This window comes from Hymenobacter ruricola, assembly GCF_015694525.1.
In the GTDB taxonomy this organism is placed as follows: Bacteria; Bacteroidota; Bacteroidia; order Cytophagales; family Hymenobacteraceae; genus Hymenobacter; species Hymenobacter ruricola.
This window is the reverse complement of sequence record NZ_JADQDM010000014.1, coordinates 101,148-122,802: the sequence shown is the minus strand read 5'-3', so window position 1 is coordinate 122,802 and position 21,655 is coordinate 101,148. Positions and strand designations below refer to the sequence as shown.

18 protein-coding genes are annotated in these 21,655 nt (G+C 63.9%); 7 read left to right on the top strand and 11 right to left on the bottom strand.

All coding sequences use genetic code 11. The annotated features are described in order from the left end of the window. Nucleotides 1–307: 307 nt before the first annotated feature. The 3 genes from I2H31_RS20115 (at nucleotide 308) to mobC (ending at nucleotide 3,645) form a co-directional block, all read left to right on the top strand. A complete protein-coding gene (locus I2H31_RS20115; RefSeq protein WP_196294848.1) occupies nucleotides 308–631 on the top strand; it encodes a plasmid mobilization protein in 324 nt (107 codons plus the stop codon). Next, nucleotides 628–1,500, top strand: a complete 873-nt coding sequence (locus tag I2H31_RS20110; protein ID WP_196294847.1) for a relaxase/mobilization nuclease domain-containing protein — start codon at nucleotides 628–630, stop codon at nucleotides 1,498–1,500. The genes I2H31_RS20115 and I2H31_RS20110 overlap by 4 nt, the downstream gene beginning before the upstream one ends. Nucleotides 1,501–1,635: 135 nt before the next feature. Then, a complete protein-coding gene (gene mobC, locus I2H31_RS20105; RefSeq protein WP_196294846.1) occupies nucleotides 1,636–3,645 on the top strand; it encodes a conjugal transfer protein MobC in 2,010 nt (669 codons plus the stop codon). An 8-nt stretch (nucleotides 3,646–3,653) separates the two neighbouring features. Here the strand turns inward: mobC and I2H31_RS20100 are convergent, their stop codons facing one another. From I2H31_RS20100 to I2H31_RS20090, 3 genes are read right to left on the bottom strand one after another with little or no spacing between them, the layout of a single operon-like run. Then, a complete protein-coding gene (locus I2H31_RS20100; protein WP_196294845.1) occupies nucleotides 3,654–3,887 on the bottom strand; it encodes a GDCCVxC domain-containing (seleno)protein in 234 nt (77 codons plus the stop codon). 7 nt (nucleotides 3,888–3,894) lie between these two features. After that, nucleotides 3,895–4,515 carry a mercuric transport protein MerTP gene (gene merTP / locus I2H31_RS20095; RefSeq protein ID WP_196294844.1) on the bottom strand — a complete coding sequence of 207 codons (621 nt, stop codon included), beginning with the start codon at nucleotides 4,513–4,515 and terminating at the stop codon, nucleotides 3,895–3,897. Next, a complete protein-coding gene (locus I2H31_RS20090; protein WP_196294843.1) occupies nucleotides 4,512–4,889 on the bottom strand; it encodes an ArsR/SmtB family transcription factor in 378 nt (125 codons plus the stop codon). Before I2H31_RS20090 ends, merTP begins: the two co-directional genes overlap by 4 nt. Before the next feature lie 242 nt (nucleotides 4,890–5,131). On the opposite strand from I2H31_RS20090, the gene I2H31_RS20085 reads away from it, so the two are divergent. Together I2H31_RS20085 and I2H31_RS20080 are read left to right on the top strand one after the other, a co-directional pair. After that, nucleotides 5,132–7,306, top strand: a complete 2,175-nt coding sequence (locus I2H31_RS20085; protein WP_196294842.1) for a DUF3945 domain-containing protein — start codon at nucleotides 5,132–5,134, stop codon at nucleotides 7,304–7,306. Between the two features lie 103 nt (nucleotides 7,307–7,409). Further along, nucleotides 7,410–9,485, top strand: coding sequence for a toprim domain-containing protein (locus I2H31_RS20080; RefSeq protein WP_196294841.1), 2,076 nt, complete (start codon nucleotides 7,410–7,412; stop codon nucleotides 9,483–9,485). A gap of 85 nt (nucleotides 9,486–9,570) precedes the next feature. Here the strand turns inward: I2H31_RS20080 and I2H31_RS20075 are convergent, their stop codons facing one another. Beyond that, the gene (locus tag I2H31_RS20075; RefSeq protein WP_196294840.1) at nucleotides 9,571–9,906 is read right to left on the bottom strand and encodes a hypothetical protein; all 336 of its coding nucleotides are present in this window, start codon (nucleotides 9,904–9,906) and stop codon (nucleotides 9,571–9,573) included. Between the two features lie 498 nt (nucleotides 9,907–10,404). On the opposite strand from I2H31_RS20075, the gene I2H31_RS20070 reads away from it, so the two are divergent. Both I2H31_RS20070 and I2H31_RS20065 read left to right on the top strand, forming a co-directional pair. Next, a complete protein-coding gene (locus tag I2H31_RS20070; RefSeq protein ID WP_196294839.1) occupies nucleotides 10,405–10,650 on the top strand; it encodes a hypothetical protein in 246 nt (81 codons plus the stop codon). Between the two features lie 196 nt (nucleotides 10,651–10,846). Further along, nucleotides 10,847–11,107 carry a hypothetical protein gene (locus tag I2H31_RS20065; RefSeq protein WP_196294838.1) on the top strand — a complete coding sequence of 87 codons (261 nt, stop codon included), beginning with the start codon at nucleotides 10,847–10,849 and terminating at the stop codon, nucleotides 11,105–11,107. 35 nt (nucleotides 11,108–11,142) lie between these two features. Here the strand turns inward: I2H31_RS20065 and I2H31_RS20060 are convergent, their stop codons facing one another. From I2H31_RS20060 to I2H31_RS20030, 7 genes are read right to left on the bottom strand one after another with little or no spacing between them, the layout of a single operon-like run. Beyond that, nucleotides 11,143–11,409 carry a hypothetical protein gene (locus I2H31_RS20060; RefSeq protein WP_196294837.1) on the bottom strand — a complete coding sequence of 89 codons (267 nt, stop codon included), beginning with the start codon at nucleotides 11,407–11,409 and terminating at the stop codon, nucleotides 11,143–11,145. A 26-nt stretch (nucleotides 11,410–11,435) separates the two neighbouring features. Then, nucleotides 11,436–12,239: a ZIP family metal transporter gene (locus I2H31_RS20055; protein WP_230687946.1), complete on the bottom strand. Its 804-nt coding sequence runs from the start codon at nucleotides 12,237–12,239 to the stop codon at nucleotides 11,436–11,438. Nucleotides 12,240–12,259: 20 nt separating this feature from the next. After that, nucleotides 12,260–12,940: a DUF305 domain-containing protein gene (locus tag I2H31_RS20050; RefSeq protein WP_196294836.1), complete on the bottom strand. Its 681-nt coding sequence runs from the start codon at nucleotides 12,938–12,940 to the stop codon at nucleotides 12,260–12,262. A 30-nt stretch (nucleotides 12,941–12,970) separates the two neighbouring features. After that, nucleotides 12,971–15,130 carry a heavy metal translocating P-type ATPase gene (locus I2H31_RS20045; protein ID WP_196294835.1) on the bottom strand — a complete coding sequence of 720 codons (2,160 nt, stop codon included), beginning with the start codon at nucleotides 15,128–15,130 and terminating at the stop codon, nucleotides 12,971–12,973. 51 nt (nucleotides 15,131–15,181) lie between these two features. Next, the gene (locus tag I2H31_RS20040; RefSeq protein WP_196294834.1) at nucleotides 15,182–15,796 is read right to left on the bottom strand and encodes a hypothetical protein; all 615 of its coding nucleotides are present in this window, start codon (nucleotides 15,794–15,796) and stop codon (nucleotides 15,182–15,184) included. 18 nt (nucleotides 15,797–15,814) lie between these two features. Then, nucleotides 15,815–16,996 carry an efflux RND transporter periplasmic adaptor subunit gene (locus I2H31_RS20035; protein ID WP_196294833.1) on the bottom strand — a complete coding sequence of 394 codons (1,182 nt, stop codon included), beginning with the start codon at nucleotides 16,994–16,996 and terminating at the stop codon, nucleotides 15,815–15,817. 48 nt (nucleotides 16,997–17,044) lie between these two features. Next, on the bottom strand, nucleotides 17,045–21,493 hold the full coding sequence (locus I2H31_RS20030; RefSeq protein ID WP_196294832.1) for a CusA/CzcA family heavy metal efflux RND transporter: 4,449 nt from the start codon (nucleotides 21,491–21,493) through the stop codon (nucleotides 17,045–17,047). Nucleotides 21,494–21,655 lie beyond the last annotated feature (162 nt).

Genomic DNA, 21,655 nt, shown 5'->3' with positions numbered 1-21,655 from the left:
CCAGCCAGCCAGCCAGCCAGCCAGCCAGCCAGCCAGCCAGCCAGCCAGCCAGCCAGCCAGCCAGCCAGCCAGCCAGCCAGCCAGCCAGCCAGCAAGCCAGCCAGCCAGCAAGCCAGCCAGCCAGCAAGCCAGCCAGCCAGCAAGCCATGTCATTGTCCGGACAAACTTCGTTTGCCCGAACCAATGACACCGCCAAGTTCGCAGGCTCACATGGCTTGGCTTGCTAGTTTAGCGTATAGCGTTTAGTTATTCACAATTCTAAATTAGTTTTAGCAGATAGAGGAAAGCTGAGTACCCCAGAATCAACATGGAAACAGAGAAGCAAGCTGAAAATGTCGCTGATGCCGCCCGTAGTTTACGCATCGATGTGCGGGTGAGCCCGGATGAGAAAAAGGATTTGCAGGCAAAAGCTGCAGCCGCCGGTTACAAGAAAGTGTCGGCTTATTTGCGCGATGTGGGCCGGGGCGTGGAGGTCAAAGAAAGTATCCCGCCGGAGCTGCGGCGACAGCTGGTAGGCATAGGAACCAACCTCAATCAAATAGCTCGGCTGGCGCAGGCTAGTAAATCATTCAGCTCTCACGAGGCTCAACTGATACAGGCGCTGGCTATCATCCGAGGTTACCTGATATGATAGCAAAGACCACCGTTGGTAATGACTTTGAGGGGGCATTGACTTATGGCGCGGGGCAGCGCCAGGGCCGGGGCAAGGAGCCGGGGGAGGCTCCACTTTTGGTCGTGGCTAATCTGATTCCGGGCACTCCCAGGGAGATGGCGCTGGACATGCGGGCCGTGGCGGCGCAAAGCAAAAAGATTCAGAAGCCGGTGTGGCATACCGTGCTTTCGTGGAAGGCGGGGGAGGTGGTGAGCCAGGGGCAAAAAGTAGCGGCTGCCCAGCGCTATTGTGAGTTGATTGGCGCGCCCGTTGACCGACACCAGGTGGTCGTTTATGAACACCGGGATAAAAAGCACGCGCACGTTCACATCTACTTGAACCGGGTGCCAATTGACGGGGGGCCAGCGCTGCGGACGGATAATAACTTTTACCGGCAGCCGGCCATCACGCGGCAGATAAGCCAGGAGCTAGGTATGGACCCTATTCCCGAGCGGCGGCGCAGCCTGCGGGCGCTGGACCCCACAAAGGAGGCAGCGCGAGAGCAGGTGAGTCGGGCGTTACAGTTGTTACTCGCGCAAGCCGATAGGGGAGGGGAGGAGTGGCTGGCTTTGCAATTGCAAAAAGAACTGATTGGGGTTCGCTATACCCACGACAAGGGCGGCGTACTGCGGGGCGTGAGCTTTGAATTGGACGGCGTGGCAGTCCGGGGGCAGGAGGTAGGCTACAAAGGGGCGCAGCTGCGCGAAGCTCTAGCCGCGCCCGGGTTGCAGGCGGTACTAGGACCGGAAGTTGCGCCTGCGCCCGGCGCGGACCAACCAGCCGTATTGCCGAAGCCAAGTCGGCCCGAGCCGGCGAAGCGCCCCCGCCGGAAGGGGCCCGCCCGGTAGCGGCCGGATGGGTAGGGCGGTTCATTCGTGTGCGCGGCGTGCACCTCACCGCTGACTTTGGACCGCTCGTCAAATAATCCACGTTGGGCATTGCCGATGGGGGTAAGTTGCTTGATTCACCAAGCATTTCAAGCGATGGAAGACGATAAAGGACTGCGAAAAATCATGGAGTTTATGCGCCTGTTTGCCATTGCGCTGATGGGCATCAACATCTACTATTACTGCTTCGGCTACTTCAAAAGCATGGGCTGGACGCCGGCCGTGGTCGAGCATATTCTGGAGAGCTTTACCAAGAATACCATTCTGTTTAAGGCCAGCTGGGTGAGCAAGACGCTGGCCGTGGTATTCCTGCTGTTGAGCTGCCTCGGCACGCGGGGACGGGCTAATGAAAAGCTCAAAGGAGTTTCGGTGGCGGGCTACGCGGCCATTGGGCTGGTACTGATTTACGGGTCGGACGTGGTGCGCGGCTTTACGCTGGGAGCAGGGCTGACGACGGCGCTATATACCGGGCTGCTGTCGGCGGGCTTTCTGCTGCTGCTGAGCGCAGGGGCCTGGCTGAGCCGGCTGTTCAACAACGACCTGATGAAGGACATCTTCAACAAGGCCAATGAGAGCTTCCCGCAGGAGGAGCGGCTGATGGAAAACGAGTATTCGGTGAACTTGCGCACAGAGTACCAGCTGCGCGGCAAGCAGCACCACGGCTGGTTGAACGTGGTCAATCCGTTCCGGGCCACGATGGTGCTCGGCACGCCGGGCTCGGGCAAGAGCTTTGCCATCATTAACGAGTTCATCCGGCAACACCTGGCCAAGGGCTTCTGCATGTACATCTACGACTACAAGTTTGACGACTTGAGCCGCATCTGCTACAACACGCTGCTACGCCACCAGGACAAGTTTGATAAGCCGGTGGGCTTTTACGTCATCAACTTCGACAACCCGCGCAAGAGTCACCGCTGCAACCCGCTGCTGCCTGAGTTGATGACCGACATCGTGGATGCCTACGAAAGCGCCTCGACCATCATGCTCAACCTCAACAAGAGCTGGATTCAGAAGCAGGGCGACTTTTTCGTGGAATCACCCATCAACTTTGTGGCGGCCATCATCTGGTTTTTAAAGCTATTCGAAAAGGGTAAATACTGCACCTTTCCCCACGTCATCGAGTTTCTGAGCCGCGACTACGAGGAGATTTTTCCGGTGCTGGCCTCATACCCGGAAATTGAGAACCTGGTGAAGCCGTTCGTGTCGGCGTTTCAGAAAGATGCCATCGAGCAGCTGGAAGGCCAGATTGCTTCGGCACGTATTCCGCTGGGCCGGTTGGCCTCGCCGCAATTGTATTGGGTGATGTCGGGCAACGACTTTACGCTCGACATCAACAGCAACGAGGAGCCTAAGGTATTGTGCGTGGGCAATAACCCCGACCGCCAAGCCATCTACGGAGCGGCGCTTGGTCTCTACAATGCGCGGCTAGTGAAGCTGGTGAACCAGAAGGGCAAGCGCAAATCGTCCATCATCATCGACGAGCTGCCGACCATCTATTTCAAGGGGCTCGATAACCTGATTGCCACGGCCCGCAGCAATAAAGTGAGCACCTGTCTGGGATTCCAGGACTTCTCGCAGCTGGAGCGCGACTACGGCCAGAAGGAGGCCGAGGTCATCAAGAACACGGTGGGCAACGTGTTCAGCGGGCAGGTATCAGGCAACAGCGGCAAGTGGCTGAGCGAGCGGTTTGGCAAGATTCTGCAGCAGCGCCAGAGCCTGAGTATCAATATGCGCGAAACCAGCACCAGCCTTTCCACCCAGATGGACAGCATGATTCCGGCCAGCACCATTGCCAACCTCACCCAGGGCAACTTCGTGGGTGCGGTGGCTGACAACTTCGGCGAAGAAATCGACCAGAAGGTGTTTCACGCCCGCATTAAGGTGGACGTAAAGGCAGTAACTGCCGAAGCCCAAGCTTACCAACCCATCCCCGACATCACCAGCTTCATTAACCCGGCCACCGGCAAGGACGAGGCGGAGGAGATGATTAAGGCCAACTTCAACCGCGTGAAAACCGAAGTGAAGGAATTGTGCGCTCGGGAGCTGCTGCGCATCGGGCAGGACCCCACGCTGCGGCACCTCATCAAGGAGAAAGCCGAGAAGTAACGGGGCGGCTAGCCGCAGCAGCTGCCCGGGCCCTGCTGCTGGATGGGCGGACAGGGCACCGTGCCGTAGGAACAATACACGCAGCAGTCGCCGGCCAGGGGTTTGAGCACCGTAAGACAGCCCGGGCACTCGTAAAAGTATTGGCAGGCATCGGTGGGCATCTGTTCGGTTTGCTGATGCGCGCAGACCGGGCAGGTGAGCGTGGAAGTAAGCTGCGGGGTTTTGAGCGTAGGGAGTGGCATCCGATAATTAGTTGCGGGTTATAATTTGGTAGCCCGTGCCGTTGATGGCTTTTTCCACCTGCGTGGCTAGGCTTTTCTGCGCATCAAAACGCACCTGCGCGGTGCCCTGCGCATACGACACGGTGACGGCCTGCACGCCCGGCAACTGCTGCACCGCGTGCTCGACGTGCTGGGCGCAGGCCTCGCAGGTCATGCCTGCGATGCGGTAGGTGGCCGTCTGCCACACCGGCGTGGCCCCGTTTGCTGCCAGGACCGGCGCGGCGGTGGGAGAGGCCGGGTACAGGCGCGCCCCGTAGTAGGGAAAAGCCAGCAGCAGCACCGCCAGCCCGGTCACCATTCCCAGAAAAAGCCGGGATTGGGTGAATGCCGGCTTGGCATCTGTCGCACAACCGCAGTCATCGGTGGCCGGGGCCGGCTTGAGCTTCTGGTACCACGCGAAGCCCAGCACGCCCACCGTGAGCGCCATTAGATAGGGGCGGAAAGGTTCGAGCCAGGAAAAGGCCGACGCGGAAGCACCGAGCCCGCCGACCAGGGCCAGCAGGGGCGTGATGCAGCACAGGGAGGCAGCCAGGGCGGTGAGTAGCCCCGCGCCGAGCAAGGGCTTGCTGGTGGAGGTAGGTGCGTTCATGGGGCTGGCTGAAGCGTCGGGGTAGCAGGGTCGCCGGTTAGCAGCGGGCGCAACAGGGCTAGGTGCTGCTCGCTAAGCGCGTAAAAAACCGTTTGGCCCACTTTGCGGGCGGTGACCACGTCACCGTCCTTTAGCTTGCGCAGATGCTGCGAAACGGCCGATACCGTCATGCCCAGCACGTCAGCGATGTCGCACACGCACAGCTGTTGCTCGGCCGCCAGCAGATACAGCAGTTTGAGCCGGACCTCGTTGCCCGCCAGCGCCAGGACAGTGGCCGTGGCTTCAAGGGATGGCCCGGCCAATGCCAGGCGCACCTGGCATTGCCGGATATAATCAGCATCGGCAAAAACCCGGATGCAGGCGTTGGCTTCCATAAGAACTGTTTTCGCAAAGGTAGTACTTGCGTGTTTAAGCAAGTGCTAAAATACGAAAAGCTTTAGCTGGGGCATTCCGCCATTCGTGTGGTGTGCTGGCACCTCACAGCCTATTTCCGGCCACTCATCAACTTTCTCGCCAGGGCCTGATGGAGGCCGGTAGGTTTGCAGCGTCGAATTCCGGGCTGGCCGCGCCTGCGCCGGCCGGAAGGACAGCTTTTATTCACCTACCCATTCCTCCTATGGCTGAGCAAGATGAAGTGAATACCCCCACGCCGGAGCGCTGGTACATGAGTGCGGTGCCGACCTCCAACGGCAACTTCAGTGGCCAGGGCTTGCAGCGCGAGCCCGCCGGTCACTCCCTCTATGAGATTCAGATTAATCCCGCCAACCCCAGCCAGGCGGCCCTGCTGCCGGCCCCCGGCGCGGATGGCCGGCTGCTGAATGCCTTTGACCACGCCCTGATGCGAGCTTTTACCACCAACCGGCTCCCCGGCCGGGAGGATAAGTTTCTCACGGTAGAAAAGCCCACGCTGCTGGAAAAGGTGGGGGAGAATTGGAAAATCAGTGAGCAGGGCCGCGTGGGCTACAGTGCCACCGAGCCCGAGCAGCGGCTGCAGGTATTTGGCCAGGTAACTCCACAAGCCACCCAGCAAGCCGACTTGACGGCCCGGGCCGAGGAGCTGGCTGGCGAGGTGGCCACCACTACGGGTACTGTTCGCACGGAGGCGGAAGCGGAACTGGAAGTAGTGGCCAACCGTGCGCAGCAAGGCCCCGACGAGAGCCGCGCCACTTACGCGGATGCCCTGCGCGATGACGCCCGGGCGGAAGTAGGGGAGGGGCCAGGCAGCGAGCAGCGGCCCGTGCCCCCCGCACCGGCCCCGGATGCCGCGGCCGGCGCGGAGCCGGTCGGAGAATTGCGCATTGCCTGGCAGCAGCAGGGCGGCGAAGTGGCCCCGCTGCTGGAAATGCGGGCCTACCTCGACCAGCTAAAGGAAGCCGGCGTAGCGGTGGGCGCTTTGCAGCTGGAGCGCGACCCGGCGGGCAAGCTCAGCGGCGGTTTCGCGGTGAGCTACGACCCAGAGTCGCATAAGCTGGGCCAGCTCGAAGCGGCCCTGCAAGGCTTTCGGCAAGTGGGAAGCGGGGTAGCCATAGTAGAGAAGCCGGAGCAGGCCGCCGCCCGGCGGCAGGAAGTGGGCTACGATGACGACTATGAGCCCCAGCGCAGCAAGCAGGTACGCGAGGCCTTCGGTGTGAAGCAGTGGGACGCGCTCAGTGCCCAGCTTTCGGCCGTGCCCAAGCACGCCCTCACGGCCCCGGAACAGGTGCAGCAGGCCGCCGCTGAACAGCGGGTGCAGCAGCTGGCCCAGCAGCAGGGCAAAACCACCGAGCAGGTCATCCGCGACGGCAAGAGCATTTTTGACATCGACACCAGCGGCAACCCCGCCTCGGCGTTTCTGAAAAACTTCTACGCCCACCTGAACGGCGGCCCCAAGACCCGGCAAAGTCTGGAAGTCGACTACGAGAAAACCCGTCAGGATTTGCAGGCCCGCCTGACCCGCCACGCCGGCACGGCCCAGCCGGCGCTTTCGCCCGGCCCGACGGCCCCGGATGCCAAGGCTCCCAGCGTGGCGACTGGCCCCGCCGTGGGGGAAGCTGCCCGCCAGGCCGTCGCGATGCAGGTCCCGCCGGCGGCCCTGTTCCAAGCTAATGAGGTACCGCAAAAAGTGCTGGCCTCCCTCGGGTTGAACCTAGCCGAATTAACGGGCAGCGGGCAGCTGCAAAAGCTGCTCAGCGGTGAAAAAACAGACCTTTTGCCCATGCAGGTAGCGGGCAAGGAGGGGCAGGAACCCGTGAAGTTCGAGGGCAAGATGGTGCTGCACCGCGAAGCTGACGGCACGGCCACGCTCAAAATGGAATTGCCCCAGGAGAAGCTGGTTATTCCCAACGAGATTGGCGGTCAGCCCTTCACCCCCGAGCAGCGCCAGCGGCTCGAAACCGAGGGCAACGCCGGCCTGATGCGCGGCCTTAAGGACGAGCAGGGCCGCGAGTTCAACGGCTACGTGGCCGTGGATAAGGCCATGAACAAGGTGGTGGTACTGCCCGAAAGCAAGGTGACGCTGCACGACACCGTGGCTGGCGTCAAGCTGACCCCGGAGCAAAGTCACGACCTGCGCGAGGGCAAGGTGGTAGCCCTAACCAATATGGCCAGCGGCAACGGTGGGCAGAAGTTCGACGGCACCGTGCAGGTGAACGCCGCCAAGGCCTGCATCGAGGTGAAACCGGCTGCTCACGAGCTGAGCCAGCGCCAGGCCCCGCGGGCTGAGCAGACGACGAAGGCCACCACTACGACTGTGGTCCCGGCCCCCGTGAAAGCCGAAGCACCCCAGGTAAAAAACCGGGGCCCCCGCCGCTAAGCTGGCCTATCCCAATCCCTCCTTTTCTCATCCCAAAAGCCCGGAAGCCCACTTCCGGGCTTCTTTTTTCTGCCTTCCATTCTTCGAAATCATCCGCTTTACCATGGAACACGAACTCACCTTCCAGAAGATTAAAGAGCAGGTTGAGCTGCCCGAGCTGCTGAGCCACTTCGGCTACAACCTCCGAAAAGGCGAACACCTCGGCAAGGGCAAGTGGCACGTCTTCGAGGGCGATGACACGCTGGTAGTATTCAAAGGCCGGGGCGGCGACTGGATGTATTTCAACGCCCAGGACGACCGCGACAAGGGCAGCGTCATCGACTGGATGAAGAACCGGGTCAGCTCCGACCGCATCGCCGGCATTGGTCCGCTGCCGGGCCGCAACCTCTGGCAGTCGGTCAACGACCACTTCCGGGCTTACCTCAACTTGCCCGAGGAGCAGCGGCCCCGGCTCGACCTGCCGCCCATTGTGGAAACCGCGCCCGGCGAGAAGTTCCACAGCATCTACACCCAGCACTGCCGGCCGCTCGAAAACACGGCCTACCTGGAAGGGCGCGGTATTACCAAAAGCACGATAGATAACCCGCAGTTTACCGGCCGCATCCTCAATCAACTCCACACTGTTCAGAAGGAGGGCTTGCCGCCCAAAACCTACGTTAACACGGCTTTCCCGGCCTACCACGAGGGACGGGTAGTGGGGCTGGAACTGAAGGGCGAGGGCTTCAAGGGCCAAGCGCCCGAAAGCCAGTTTACCCGCTCGCTGTGGCTGAGCAAGCTGCCCGAGGGCCGGCCGGCGGCGGTGCTGGTGGTCAGCGAGTCGGCTATCGATACGCTGTCCTACGCGCAGCTGCACCCTGGTGAAAGCGCCCTGTATGCCTCGACGGCTGGCACGCTCACCCAGAACAAGATTTTCGAACTGAAGCGGCTGCTCAGCGAGGAGCATATTACGGCCATTCGCGCTGCCTTCGATAACGATACGCAGGGCCACCACTTCGATACCCGGCTGCTGGCGGGCCTGGCCAGCGAGCAGAACCCCATGAAAGTGGTTCGCGAGCACGAGCACCGGCTGACCGTCGAAATCACGGCCGCCCACCCGGCCGGCGTGCAGGCGCTGAGTCAGCACCTTAAAAGCTACAACGACCAGGCCACCCGGCAGTACGCCCAGGAAAACGGGGAGCCGGGCAACCCGGCCAGTAGTCAGACCCTGCGCGACGAGCTGATTCACTCCAACAAGCTGGGAGCCCACACCTACCAGTTTCACGTGCCGATGAGCCGCGAAGCGTTGGGGGCCTTCAATCAGGCAGCCAGTCAGGCATTGGCTTTTGAGCACCGGGTGGAGATTGTGAAGAGCCAGGGTAAGGACTGGAACCAGGACCTGAAACAGGACCAGCTGCAGCAGGTGGTCCGGCGCGAGCTGGGTGGTGTCGACGAGGACCAGTACGGCTTCGGCCAGCAGCACTGGGACAACCCACCTATCGAAGGCCAGGGCAAAATTGCGAAGTTGCATGGGGCGCAGGCCCAGGCCCGCCGCCAGGGCGAGCGGCTGCTCGTGGTTGAGCTGCGCGAAAGCCGCGATGCCGTGGCACTGCTGCCCACCCTGCGCGACAACCTCGAAAAAGTCGGGCTTACCATTGACCACGCCCTTAAGATTGAACCCACCGCGGCCCGCGAAATTGCCACGGAGCTAACGCTACGCTACCGGCTGGATTCGCCGCAACTGCCAGCCATCAGCGACGCGCTGGATGCGTTGCGGCAAAATTCCAGAACGACGGTCATTGAGCCGGGGCCGGATACCACGGAGCGCCGGCAGCTGGCCATAGCGCAGGAGCAGCAACGCCGAACCGGCCCTGAGCTGGTGCCCAGTGATTCTCCCGCCCACGACCAGGCCCGGCAATCGTTTATCGAAGCGGCGGGCTTGGTGGCCCGGGAACTGCGCGAGAGCGCCGCCACGCTGAACGCAGCCCGCTTGCAGGAAGTCAGCCGGCAACTGCTGACCAAGCCGGCGCTGGAAGGCCTAAACCGGGAAAACGTGGAGAAAGTGCTGGCCGTGGTTGATAAGCTCGACACATTGAAGGATAATCCCGCCGTACAGCAACTGCGCCAGGCCGTGCGGCAATTGGAGCAGCCCGCCCAGACGCAGACTGTGCCGCAAAAGCCCCGGCCCGGCCCCCGCTTGTAAGCCGGCAATGCTGGTACAACGGACTTGGCCGTTTTCAGCCGCTCCATAACCGGGGCGGCTTTTTTGTGTGCGGCAAGGCGGGGACTTACGTGGCGGGCGGCAGAAGCAAGGCCAGCAGCTGCTGCTGCACCTGTTCTATGGCCGTCATGCGCCCGGCAAGCTGCCCGATGGCGGCCAGGATTTCTTCCGTTGCCGGAGAGGCCTGGGCGGTGGCCACGGCGGTGGGCGTGCGCCCGCGCTCCTTGCGCCGGCGGGCTTTGATTGCCGACTGGCTTTCGAGCGGGTGGGCCCGCCCGGCCCGCTGGTTGCAGGCCGCTACCCGGCAGGGGCTGCCGCAGTATTTCTGCACCCACCGCTTCTTGGGGACAAACTTTCGCCGGCAGTATTCGCAGGCAATCTGGGAGGTGTCGAGGAGTGACAAAGGCGTTTCGCGTTAATACCAATTGCAAGTAACGAAAACACATTTTGTGTCCTATGATTCGCTGCCCGGCGGTCGCAGGTTTGCAGCGATGAACCTGCTCCGAATTTTTGCTCCGACCTTCCAACGAGCTGCCGCCCCGCCGTCCCGTGATGGAGTTGTATCTGCTCCCCCGGCTAAATCACGCTTGCAGCCCCCATAAGCGGGCTGTAAATGAGCGTGCATTTCTGGCAAAGCATTGACTTGTATTGGGTTGACTTTCTGACAGCATCAGATAAACCGCTCGCTGGCTTCGCTCACCTTTGCGAGCGTCCGAGCTAGGCAACCCCAACATTTCACGGCTTCAAAAAAAAAGTTTGCCATTCACCCCCATTTGGACTGCCGACGATGTGGCAGGGGGGCTACTTAGTCTCGTCGGGGCGGATTAACGCCGCCTCGCGCAAATCTGGTTACCCACTTCAACCGCCGGGCCTTATGCCCGGCTTTTAACAAACACGTAGCATGAGCACGAAGAAAATTGCCGCTTACACGGCCCTGCTGACCTTGGTGGCCGCCGGGTTATTTGCCGCCTACCGGGTGGTGCAGTTCTACCACGAAGTTACCCGGCCCCTGGCGCCGGTATCGGTCCCGGCGGCCCCGTTCGCACACCCCGGAAAGAAAGTTACGACTTACACCTTTTCGGTTATTCAGGAAGTGGTGGTGCCGCCCGCCCCGGCGTCCACGCAACGCCCACGGCGGCATCGGTAGATGGGCGGGCTGACTTGCTTACGTGGTGTAATACTGGCTCAGCAGCACCAGCAACCCCAGGGCCAGGTAGATGCCGAAGCGTTGAAGTTTCAGGGCGGGCTTATGGTGGTGGCACATGCGGGGCCAACACGGCTTCCGGCCATTCCGTTGCACTTGGGTGGCGTCCCGTATAATTCGGCTTTCGAGCTACTTGGTTATGGCCTATCCCGAAGACGATACTGCCGGCATGACGCAGCTCATGCGCTATGTGCTTACCATCGACAATATGTGCGGGCCGGACTGCATCAGGTGGGTGCGCGAGCGGCTGGTGGGCCTGGGCCTGGTAGTGGACCGCGTGGCCGTGGGCGAAGCCGAAGTGGCCACGGCCCACGTCAACGGCCCCGACCTCAAAGCCATTCAGGCCGCATTGGAAAGCGGTGGCTACCAGCTGGTGGGGGCCGTAACCAAAGTTGGCTAGCCAAGGGTGGAATGGGCGCAATGCCCATTTGTTAATCAGGCCACAGTAGTGCTGACTACATGGCTGCGGGCTTCGGGCTCGCCCTGTTGGGTTTCGTGCTGCACGTAGTATTCCAGCAGTGTGCCGGGCGCAAAGGTGTCAGTATCAAGGAAGGGCGAGCGGGCGTTGACGGCCACCCGCTGCCAGGTGGAGGCCTCGCCCCCGACGCGGCGAAAGACGTGGGCGACTTCCAGCAGCTCCTTTGAGAAAGCCAGGTGGCGGCCGGTGGGCTCCAGGGTCAGGTCAATTTTGGCGGTGTGCATGCGCAGCGTAGTTGAATAGGGTGGGGTCAGGCGACCATGCCCAGAATTAAAAACAGGAGGAAGCCCACAAAAAAGGCCAGCGTGAGCAGCGGCGTTTCGGTTTCCTCGTGCGCTTCGGTCAGCAGCTCCTCGGTGACCAGAAACAGCAGCGCGGCCAGGCCAAAGGAAAGCACGATTTCCAGCAAGTTGCCGGTGGCCCCGCGCAGTACGGTGGTGCCAATGCCCGCCCCGACCAGCAGCATGAGCGAAGTGCCGGCCACAATCGCGACGGCCCGGCCCTTGCCGTGGCCGTCCTGCCGCAACTCAATGGCCGTGGCCAGGCCCAGCGACAGCAGCTCGATGGTGAGGGCAATGGCCAGCAGGGTGCCTTCCTTCGCGCCCGCCGCAAAGCCGATGCCCAGCAGCAGCCCGTCAATGAGAATATCAATGCCAATGGCCACCAGCAGGCCCCAGGGCAGGGCGGCCGCGGTGGGTGGGGCGGTTACGCCGGCGCTTCCGGCCGGCGCATTGCCTGCTGCCCCAGGCTCCTCTTTCTTTTCGAGGCGCTGGGTGAAGTAGCGCAGTCCCAGCATGGTGGCCACGCCCAGCCCGAAGCCCAGCGCCACTTCGTAGGGCGCATGGTGCTGCACAATGTCGGGCAGCAGCTCGACGGCCACGACCGAGAAGATGACGCCCGCCGCGAAGTGCAGAATGGCGCTGCGCAGCTTCGGGCCGGGCGCCCGCCACACGGCCAGGGCCGCGCCGGCAATCATGACCACGGCCGGCAGCAGCGAAAAGCCCAGCATGGTGGACCAGGGCGGCGTGACGGCGGCGGGAATAGTAAGCAGCATGGATGAAGCGGATATAAATGTTAGTGGGAGGAGTTTGCCGCGTGGGCCTTAAGCCAGCGCTGGTACTGCTTGATTTCGGCCTGCTCGTCGCGCACAATCTGGCGGGCGGCGTTTCTTACTTCCGCGTCCTTGCCATAGGCCAGCTCGGTTTGGGCCAGGGCCACCCCCGTTTGGTGATGCACCTGCATAATCGTGGCAAAATCAGCATCAAGGGTGCCGGGCAGGGGCGGTGGCTGGCGCAGGGGAGCCAGCGCGGCTGTGATGCGGCGCACAAACGGGTCCTGGGCGTTGCCCGGCCGGTATTCCTGGCCCGCTGGCGGCTGCCGGGTGAGGGCCAGCGTGAGCACGTGGTTGTCGCGCTCATGGCCCTTGAGCACGTGCTGGGCCAGGGCGCGCAGGGTTGAGTCTTTGCCGTGCGATAGTTCTACCGCCGCCAGCCGCTGGGCCCCGCCGTGGTGCACGCTCATCAGGCGGGCAAAGTCCTCGTCCCAGCACCCGAGGCGGCGCGCCGTATCGAGTTGCTGCGCGAGCAGCTGCAGGGTATCGCCCAGGGCCGGGGGCGCGGCCACGGGTGCCGGCTTCGGCTTAGTTCCGGCGTGCACTTCCAGTTCGTGCTCATCGGTATCGTGCCGAGAGCTGCAGCTGCTGATGAGCCCGCTTCCTGCCAGTAGCCAGACCAGAATCAAGAATGAAACCTTCATGTTTCGTGCTTCGGGTAATGTCTGATGGGCTTACGTTTTGGCGGGTGCGGCTTTGCTGGTGAAGTCCATCCGTTGAATCCGCACGGCGTTGAGAATGGCCAGCAGGGCCACGCCCACGTCGGCAAACACCGCTTCCCACATGGTGGCCACGCCGCCGGCCCCCAGCGCCAGCACGATGCCCTTCACGATAAAGGCCAGCCAGATATTCTGCCACACCACGCTATGGGTGGCGCGGGCAATGCGGCGGGCCGTGGCAATCTTGCTCGGGTGGTCGGTTTGAATCACCACGTCGGCCGTTTCGATGGTGGCATCGGAGCCCAGCCCGCCCATGGCAATGCCCACGTCGGCCAGGGCCACCACCGGGGCATCGTTCACCCCGTCGCCCACGAAGGCCAGCTTGCGGCCCTCGGAGAGGTACTGCTGCACGTATTTGGCCTTGTCTTCGGGCAGCAGCCCGCCGTGGGCTTCGGTGATTCCTAATTCTTTGGCTACGCGCTGCACGATGCTGTCCTTGTCGCCGGAGAGCATGACCAGCTTGCTGATGCCGTCGGCTTTCAGCTCCTGCACGGCGCGGGCCGCGTCCTCTTTCGGGGCGTCAGCCACCGTGAGGTAGCCGGCATATTTTCCGTCCACGGCCGCCACCACAATGCTGTCCACCACCTGGTCGACTTCGGGCGGGTAGGCCACGCTGAACTTGGTCAGCAGCTTGGTGTTGCCCGCCAGTATGTCGTGGCCATCCACCTTGCCGCGCAGGCCGTGGCCGGCAATTTCCTCCACGTTATCGACGGGCACGCCCGCCGCAGCCGCCCCGACGTGGGCCACTACCGCCTTGGCAATGGGGTGCGTCGATTTGGTTTCCAGCGCCCCCACCAGGCGCAGCAGCTGCTCGGGGGTAGTGCCGGCCGCCGGCTGCACCTGCTGCACGGCAAACACGCCCTGCGTGAGCGTGCCGGTCTTGTCCATTACCACGGTATCAATTTCGCGCAGCACGTCCAGGAAGTTGGAGCCCTTAAACAGGATGCCCGCTTTCGAAGCCGCGCCTATGCCGCCGAAGTAGCCCAGCGGAATGCTGATGACCAGCGCGCAGGGGCAGGAAATGACCAGAAACACCAGCGCCCGGTAAAGCCAGTCGCGGAACACGTAGTCGCTCACCACGAAGTAGGGCACCACAATCAGCAGCACGGCCAGCCCCACCACGATGGGGGTATAGATTTTGGCAAACTTGGTGATGAACTGCTGCGTTTTGGCTTTGCGGCCCACCGCGTCCTGCACCATGGCCAGGATTTTCGAGAGCTTGGTGTCTTTAAAAGCGGCCGTCACGGTCACCTGAATCAGGGATTCCAGGTTAATCATGCCGGCCAGTACGGCCTCGCCCGGCTGCTTGGTTTGCGGGGCCGACTCGCCGGTAAGGGCGGCCGTGTTAAAGCTGGCCTCCTTACCGTTGAGGGTGCCATCGAGGGCTACTTTCTCGCCGGGCTTTACTTCCATCACGTCGCCTACCTGCACCGCTTTGGGGTCGAGCACCAGCGACTGGCCGCCGCGCACCACGGTCACTTCGGTGGCCTGAATTTCGAGCAGGGCCTTGATGCTGCGCTTGGCCCGGTTCACGGCCGCGTCCTGAAACAGCTCGCCCACAGTGTAAAACAGCATCACGGCCACCCCTTCCGGGTACTCGCCAATAGCAAAGGCCCCGAGCGTGGCCAGACTCATGAGCAGAAACTCGTTGAAGATGTTGCCGCTGGGAATGCTGAGCACGGCGGCTTTCACCACCTTCCAGCCCACCAGCACGAAGGCCAGCCCGTACCAAACCAGGCGCACATAACCAGCAAAAAAGCCGACTTTATAGTAGTCTAGCGCGATGCCGGCTAGCAGCAGCGCGAAGCTGATGCCCGGCACCAGGTAGGGGTTGTCGCCGGCCGGGCCGTGGTCGTGCCCGTCGTGGTCGTGGCCCGCGTGGTCGTCATCTTCCGCGTCTCCCAGGCTCAGTTCGCCGGGGTCGTGCTGATGGCCGGCGTGGTCGTGGGGCGCTTCGGCCGGGGCGTGGTCGTGGCCGGGTACGTCGTGGCCCTGGGGAGCGGCCGCCGCGTCGGGCGTGAGCTGCGCCCGGGTGAGCGCGCCTGCGTTTTCGGGCTGCACCTGCTTGGCGGTGTTCAGCTCCTCGTCGAGGTTATTGGATGAAGGGTCAGGCATGGAGTCAAGAATGAGTGTTCAGAATAGAAAAAGAACCGGGCGCAGCTGGCGCTACCAGTCCACGAAAAAACCGGCCACGCCCACCAGCACCAGCACCGCGCCGGTTAGCCGCCGCTCGTACCGGGCCAGGCCGTCGAGCCGGAGCCGGCCGAGGCCCCGGTGCGCCAGCGCCACCAGCGCGCACATGGCCGACACCGAGGCCAGCAGGTACACGCCCATCAGCCCGGCCAGCGCCGCCGGGCCGTGGGTGCCAGCGGCCAGAAAAAAGGTTTGAATTTCCAGGCAGGGTGCCAGGAACATGGTGGCCGCCAGCCCCAGCACCACCCGGCGGCGGGACCGGCGCAGCTGCACGGGGGAGGGGTCCGGATGCGTGTGCCCCCGTCCCGAAAAAGCGTAGAGCACCCCGATGCCGATGAGCAGACCCGGCCCCACCCACCCCGCGGCCCGCGCAAACCGCCCGGAGAGCTGCCAGCCCAGCAGGCCCAGCGCCAGCCCGATGCCCACCGTGCTCAGCACATGGGCCAGCCCGGCCACCGCCGTCACGCCCACGGCCCGCCGCAGGGGCCACTTTTCGGCGCGGGCCACCGCCAGCACCGGGGCCCAGTGGTTGGGGATGGTGGCGTGCAGCAGGCTCAGCAGCAAAGCTCCGGTGAATAATTCCAGCATGGGGCAGGTTGTCAGGGGTTAATCTTCCTCCTCGGCGTTTTTGAGCTTGCCGAGCAAGGCATAAGCCCCCTCTACGACAAAGCGCAGCGGTTTGCCCTGCTCGGTGGCCGGCAGGTGAAACTCGGTGTAGCCGTCTTCGCTCACGCCGCGCGTCACGGGCACGAGGCGGTAGGTGGCCCGGCCGGCGGCCGGGCCCGAATCGGTGGCCACAAACACGTAGGACTGGGCCCCGTACTGCACCACCGCTTTTTCCGGCAGGGTGGGCACGGTCACGCGGTTGGTTTCGATGACGGCCCGCACGAAGGTGCCCGGCAGCAGCTGCTCGTCTTCCCGGTCCAGGTGGGCGTGCACCCGCACCGTGCGCTCGTCGCTGATGGTTTTGCTGATGAGGTACACGTGGGCCGTGCGCTCCCGGCTCAGCGAGTCGTTGCCCAGGGAAAAGCGCACCAGTTGATTTTCCTTCACCTGCGGAATGTCCTTTTCAAACACGGTCAGCTCGACGTGCAGGTGCTCGGGGTTGACGATTTCAAACAGCACGTCGGTGGGCGTCACGCTCTGGCCGATGCTCACGTTCACGGCCTTCACGAAGCCGCCTTTAGGGGCACGCAGGATGGCCGTGCTCACGATGTTCCCGCCGATGGGCAGGCCGGCCAGGCGCAGGCGGGCGGCCTGGGCATTGGTTTTCACTTGCAGGGCCTCGTACTCAGCCTGGGCACGCTGGAAGTTCTTTTGGGGCGCTACCTCTTGCCGGTATAGCTCGCCCTGGCGCTCGTATTCAGCCTTCGCAAACTTGAGCTGGCTGCGGGTTTCCTGGTAGTCCTGCTGCAGCTGCACGAAGTCGGGGTTGCGGATGACGGCCAGCACCTGGCCGACGCGCACCCGCGAGCCCTGCAGCAGGTCGGTCCGGTCCACAAAGCCGCCCAGCGGGGCGCTGACCGATACCAGGTTTTCGGGCGGCACGTCGAGTACGCCGTTCACTTTTAGCCCCCCGCTCATGGGGCGCTCGGTGAGGGCGCCCAGGCGCACGCCGCCCACCTGCTGCTCGGCAGCGGTGAGCGTGACGCGGTCGGCGGGGCCTTTCTCGGCCGCTTCCCCGCCGGGGGCTGTGGAGGCCGTTTCTTCTTTTTCCGTGGGGGCTTCCTTGGAGCCGCAGCCGCTTAGCAGGCCGAGCAGCACCAGGGGGAGGGCTAGGTATCGCATGATGATTCTGAGGTTGAAGGGAGAAGGCGTAGCGCGGCGCGGGCCAGGCTACTGGCTGCCCAGGAGGTATTCCAGCTCGATAACGGTCTGGTTGTGCTGCAGCAGCGCGTCGAGGTAATCGAGGCGCAGGCGGCGGGCGCGCTCCAGGTTGAGCAGGTATTCGGAGTAGCCGGTTTCGCCGGCCTTGTAGGCAATCGTCGACAGGCGGGTGATGACCGTGGCCTGCGGCAGGGCCGTGCTTTCGAAGTAGGCCAGGTGCTGCTGCTGTTCGGTGCGTCGCAGCAGCAGCTCATCGAGCTGGCCGGCCAGCTCGGCCCGGTAGCGGTCGAAGCCGGCCTGCGCCACCTGCTCCTGCAGGCGGGCGGCCTGCACCCGCGCTTTCTGGGGCCGCCGCCACAAGGGCACGGCCACCCCAGCCTGCACGCCCTGGAAGCGGGAGCCCCCGCCGAAGTAGCGCTCGGTGCCGGCCGCGTCGAGGCGCTGGTAGCCGATGATGCTCTGGTTGAAGTAGCCCACGGTGAACTCGGGCAGCCCGGCCGCCTGCGCCACGCGGGTTTCCGCCCGTCGCTCGGCTACCTGCTGGGCCAGCACCCGCGCCTGCGGGTTGGTGCGCTGGAGCAGCGTGTCGGCCCGGGCCGGGGCCGTGGTATCGGCCAGCTGGGCGGCCCCCAGCAGCGCGAGCGGCCGCAGCACGCTGTCGGCAATGGCCACGGCGGCCGGCACTTGCAGCAGCGCCTGCAGCTGGCGCTGGGCCACCCGGAAGTCGGTGCGGGCTGCCCGCAGCTGGGTGCGGACTTCGCCCTGCTGCACCAGGGCCGTGGCGGGTTCGAGCCGCGCCGCCTCGCCGGTCTTGAAGCGCAGGTTGGCCGAGCGCAGAAACTCCGAGTAGAGGCTGTCCTGCCCCCGCAGCACCCGCAGGCGGTGCCGGGCGTGCACGGCCTGCTCGTAGCTCAGGCGCACCTGCCGGCGCAATTCGGCCTGCACCTGCGCCAGCTGCGCCTGCTGGCCGGCAATGCGGGCGTCGGCCAGCGCAGCGGCGCTGCGGTACACGCCGGGCAGGGCCAGCGACTGGGTGAGGGTGAACTGGTTGTCGCGGTTCTGGGAGTTGTACTGCCCGTAGCTGCCGGTAAGCGTGGTGCGGCCGAAGTCGTAAGCCGTGCGGCGGATGGCCTGCTGGGCTTCCAGCGCCCGGGTGCCGGCCAGCACGGTGCCGTTGGTTTGCAGGGCCTGGCTCACGGCCTGCGCGCCGGTGAGCGGACCCTGCGCCCGACCCAGCAGCGGCAGGCCCAGCAGCAGCAAAAGCAGCCCCGGGGCCACGGGCAGGCTTTTCGCGGGGGCAGTTGAAGTAACTTCTGGTTGCGGCTCCGCATTCGGGCCGCCGGTTTTTACGCGCTCGGAAAGGGCGTAGAGCACGGGCAGCACCAGCAGCGTGAGCAGCGTAGCCGACACCAGTCCGCCGATGACCACGGTGGCCAGCGGGCGCTGCACTTCGGCCCCGGCAGACTGGGCCAGGGCCATGGGCAGGAAGCCGAGCGAGGCCACGGTAGCCGTCATCAGCACCGGCCGCAGGCGCACTTCGGTGCCGCGCAGAATGCGCTCCATCAGGTCGTTCACCCCTTCGGCCTTAAGCTGGTTGAAATAGCCGATGAGCACGATGCCGTTGAGCACGGCCACCCCGAACAGGGCAATGAAGCCCACCCCGGCCGAGATACTAAAGGGCATGTCCCGCAGCCACAGCGCCGCGATGCCGCCGATGGCCGAGAGCGGGATGGCCGTAAAAATCATCACCGACTGCTTGAAGGAGCGGAAGGTGAAGAACAGCAGCACAAAAATGAGCACCAGCGCCACCGGCACGGCCACACTCAAGCGGTCGGTGGCCTGGCGCAGGTTCTCGAACTGGCCGCCGTAGGTGGTGTAGTAGCCGGGGGCAAACTTGAGCTGGCGGTCAATCTTGCCCTGCAGCTCTTCGACCACCGTTTCCACGTCACGGCCGCGCACATTGAAGGCCACGCTGATGCGGCGCTTGGCGTCGTCGCGCTGAATCTGGTTGGGCCCTTCGCGCAGCTCCACGCTGGCCACCTGCTCCAGGGGCACCTGCCGGCCGTTGGGAGCGGCGATGAACAGGCGGCGCACGCTGTTGATGTCCTTGCGCAAATCCTGGCGCAGGCGCAGCACCAAATCGAAGCGCCGCTCCTGCTCGAATACCTGGCCGGCGGTTTCGCCGGCGAAGGCCGTTTGCACGGTGCGGTTTACGTCGGCCACGTTCAGGCCAAACTGGGCGAGGCGGTTGCGGTCCAGCGCCACCACGATTTGGGGCAGGCCGGTGACCTGCTCCACGTACACGTCTTCGGCCCCCTTCACCTGGCGCACGAGCCGGCCGGCCTGCTGGGCGTAGTCGGCCAGCTGCTGCAGGTCCTCCCCGTAAATCTTGAGCACCACGTCCTGCTTGGCCCCCGAAATCAGCTCGTTGAAGCGCATCTGGATGGGCTGCTGAAACCCAAACGTGACGCCGGGCATGACGCTTAGGGCATCGGCCATCTTATCGGCCAGCTCTTCGCGGTTGTGGGCGGAAGTCCATTCCTTCTGGTCCTTGAGAATCACCATCACGTCGGCGGCTTCTACCGGCATGGGGTCGGTGGGAATCTCGCCGGCCCCGATTTTGGCGACTACTTCCTTGACTTCGGGAAACTGCTTTTTGAGGATGCCCCCGGCCTTTTGGGCCTGCTCAATGGTGTAGCTCAGCGAGGAGCCAGTGAGCACGCGCATCTCCACCGCGAAATCACCTTCGGTTAGCGTCGGGATGAACTCGCCCCCTAGGGTGCGGAACAGGAAAAAGCTTCCCACCAGTAGGCCCACGGCCGTGAGCAGCACCGCGGCCTGGTGCCGCAAGGCCCCTTTAAGCAGCGGGTGGTAGAGGCGGGTGTAGAAGGCCATCATCCGGTCGGAGATAGTCGGTTTGGTTGTAGTCGACCGGCTCAGGGCCAGGGCCGACATCATCGGCACGTAGGTCAGAGACAGGATAAATGCCCCGAGAATGGCGAAGGCCACGGTTTCGGCCATGGGCCGGAACATCTTGCCCTCGATGCCAGCGAGGGCCAGCAGCGGCAGGTACACGATGAGAATGATGATTTCGCCGAAGGCGGCCGAGGAGCGGATTTTGCTGGCCGCGTGGTAGGTTTCCTCGTTCATCTGCTCGGTGCTCAGGCGGTTGCCCGGCACCGTGAGCTGCCCGCCGTGCAGGCGGTGAATGATGGCCTCGACGATGATGACGGCCCCGTCCACAATCAGCCCGAAGTCAATGGCCCCGAGGCTCATCAGGTTGCCCGACACGCCAAACAGGCGCATCATGCTCACGGCAAACAGCATGGCCAGCGGAATGACCGAGGCCACCACGAGCCCGGCGCGCCAGTTGCCCAGAAACAGCACCAGCACGAACACGACAATCAGGGCCCCTTCCAGCAGGTTCTTGCTCACCGTGTGAATAGCGCGGTCCACCAGGTTGGAGCGGTCGAGGAAAGGCTCCACACTCACGCCTTCGGGCAGGGTTTTGCGGATGGTGGCCATGCGCTTCTGCACGTCCTTGATGACTTCGGCGGCGTTGGCCCCCTTGAGCATGAGCACCAAGCCGCCTGTCACTTCGCCCTGGTCGTTGAGGGTCATGGCCCCGTAGCGCACGGCCGCGCCGTAGCGCACTTCGGCCACGTCGCGCACCAGCACGGGCAGGCCGGTGCTCGTGCTGCGGATGACGATGTTGCCGATGTCGGCCGGCGAGGTGGCCAGGCCCTCGGTGCGGATGAAGGCCGCGGTGGGGTTCTGGTCGAGGTAGGCCCCGCCGGCGTTCTGGTTGTTGGCGGCCACGGCCTGGTATACCTCGTTCACGGTGACGCCCAGCGAGCGCAGTCGCTCCGGGTCGAGGGCCACCTCATACTGCTTGAGCAGTCCGCCGAAAGAACTCACGTCGGCCACGCCGGGGGTGCCCAGCAGCTGCCGGCGCACTATCCAGTCCTGAATGGTGCGCAGCTCGGTGGCGTTGTATTTCTTTTCGAAGCCCGGCTTGGCGCGCACCAGGTACTGGTACACCTCGCCTAGGCCGGTGCTGAGCGGGGCCAGCTCGGGGCGGCCCGTGCCGGCCGGAATCTGGCTTTCGGCCTCCTGCAGTCGCTGCGATACTTGCGTGCGGGCCCAGTAAATGTCGGTCTGGTCCTCGAACACCACGGTGACCACCGAGAGGCCGAAGCGCGAAAACGAGCGCACTTCAACCTGCCCCGGGATGGTGGCCATGGCCTGCTCCACGGGAAAAGACACCAGGCGCTCAATCTCCTGGGCGGCCAGCGAGGGAGCCACCGTGTAGACGACAACCTGGTTACTGGTAATGTCGGGCAGCGCGTCAATCGGCAGCCGGCTCAGCGAGTAGCCGCCCCATGCCACCAGGGCCAGGGTTAGCAGCCCGATGATGAGCTTGTTGTGTATAGAAAAATGAATCAGCCGGTCGAACATCCGCTGGTTGGGGGTTAGGTCTAACGCTTCCGTGAAACCCTGCGGCCCGGTGGCTCCGGCACAAGCGGCGGGAGCAAAGGGGGCATAACCGATTCAGCGCCAAGCGCTAAATCGCCCGTCACGCACCGCGACGGGCCACCCGGAGGGGGTGGTCAGCAGGAA

Coding starts and splice junctions, on each gene's coding strand:
- I2H31_RS20115 (WP_196294848.1), top strand. CDS start 308: ATGGAAACAGAGAAGCAAGCTGAAAATGTCGCTGATGCCGCCCGTAGT.
- I2H31_RS20110 (WP_196294847.1), top strand. CDS start 628: ATGATAGCAAAGACCACCGTTGGTAATGACTTTGAGGGGGCATTGACT.
- mobC (WP_196294846.1), top strand. CDS start 1,636: ATGGAAGACGATAAAGGACTGCGAAAAATCATGGAGTTTATGCGCCTG.
- I2H31_RS20100 (WP_196294845.1), bottom strand. CDS start 3,887: ATGCCACTCCCTACGCTCAAAACCCCGCAGCTTACTTCCACGCTCACC.
- merTP (WP_196294844.1), bottom strand. CDS start 4,515: ATGAACGCACCTACCTCCACCAGCAAGCCCTTGCTCGGCGCGGGGCTA.
- I2H31_RS20090 (WP_196294843.1), bottom strand. CDS start 4,889: ATGGAAGCCAACGCCTGCATCCGGGTTTTTGCCGATGCTGATTATATC.
- I2H31_RS20085 (WP_196294842.1), top strand. CDS start 5,132: ATGGCTGAGCAAGATGAAGTGAATACCCCCACGCCGGAGCGCTGGTAC.
- I2H31_RS20080 (WP_196294841.1), top strand. CDS start 7,410: ATGGAACACGAACTCACCTTCCAGAAGATTAAAGAGCAGGTTGAGCTG.
- I2H31_RS20070 (WP_196294839.1), top strand. CDS start 10,405: ATGAGCACGAAGAAAATTGCCGCTTACACGGCCCTGCTGACCTTGGTG.
- I2H31_RS20065 (WP_196294838.1), top strand. CDS start 10,847: ATGGCCTATCCCGAAGACGATACTGCCGGCATGACGCAGCTCATGCGC.
- I2H31_RS20060 (WP_196294837.1), bottom strand. CDS start 11,409: ATGCACACCGCCAAAATTGACCTGACCCTGGAGCCCACCGGCCGCCAC.
- I2H31_RS20055 (WP_230687946.1), bottom strand. CDS start 12,239: ATGCTGCTTACTATTCCCGCCGCCGTCACGCCGCCCTGGTCCACCATG.
- I2H31_RS20050 (WP_196294836.1), bottom strand. CDS start 12,940: ATGAAGGTTTCATTCTTGATTCTGGTCTGGCTACTGGCAGGAAGCGGG.
- I2H31_RS20045 (WP_196294835.1), bottom strand. CDS start 15,130: ATGCCTGACCCTTCATCCAATAACCTCGACGAGGAGCTGAACACCGCC.
- I2H31_RS20040 (WP_196294834.1), bottom strand. CDS start 15,796: ATGCTGGAATTATTCACCGGAGCTTTGCTGCTGAGCCTGCTGCACGCC.
- I2H31_RS20035 (WP_196294833.1), bottom strand. CDS start 16,996: ATGCGATACCTAGCCCTCCCCCTGGTGCTGCTCGGCCTGCTAAGCGGC.
- I2H31_RS20030 (WP_196294832.1), bottom strand. CDS start 21,493: ATGTTCGACCGGCTGATTCATTTTTCTATACACAACAAGCTCATCATC.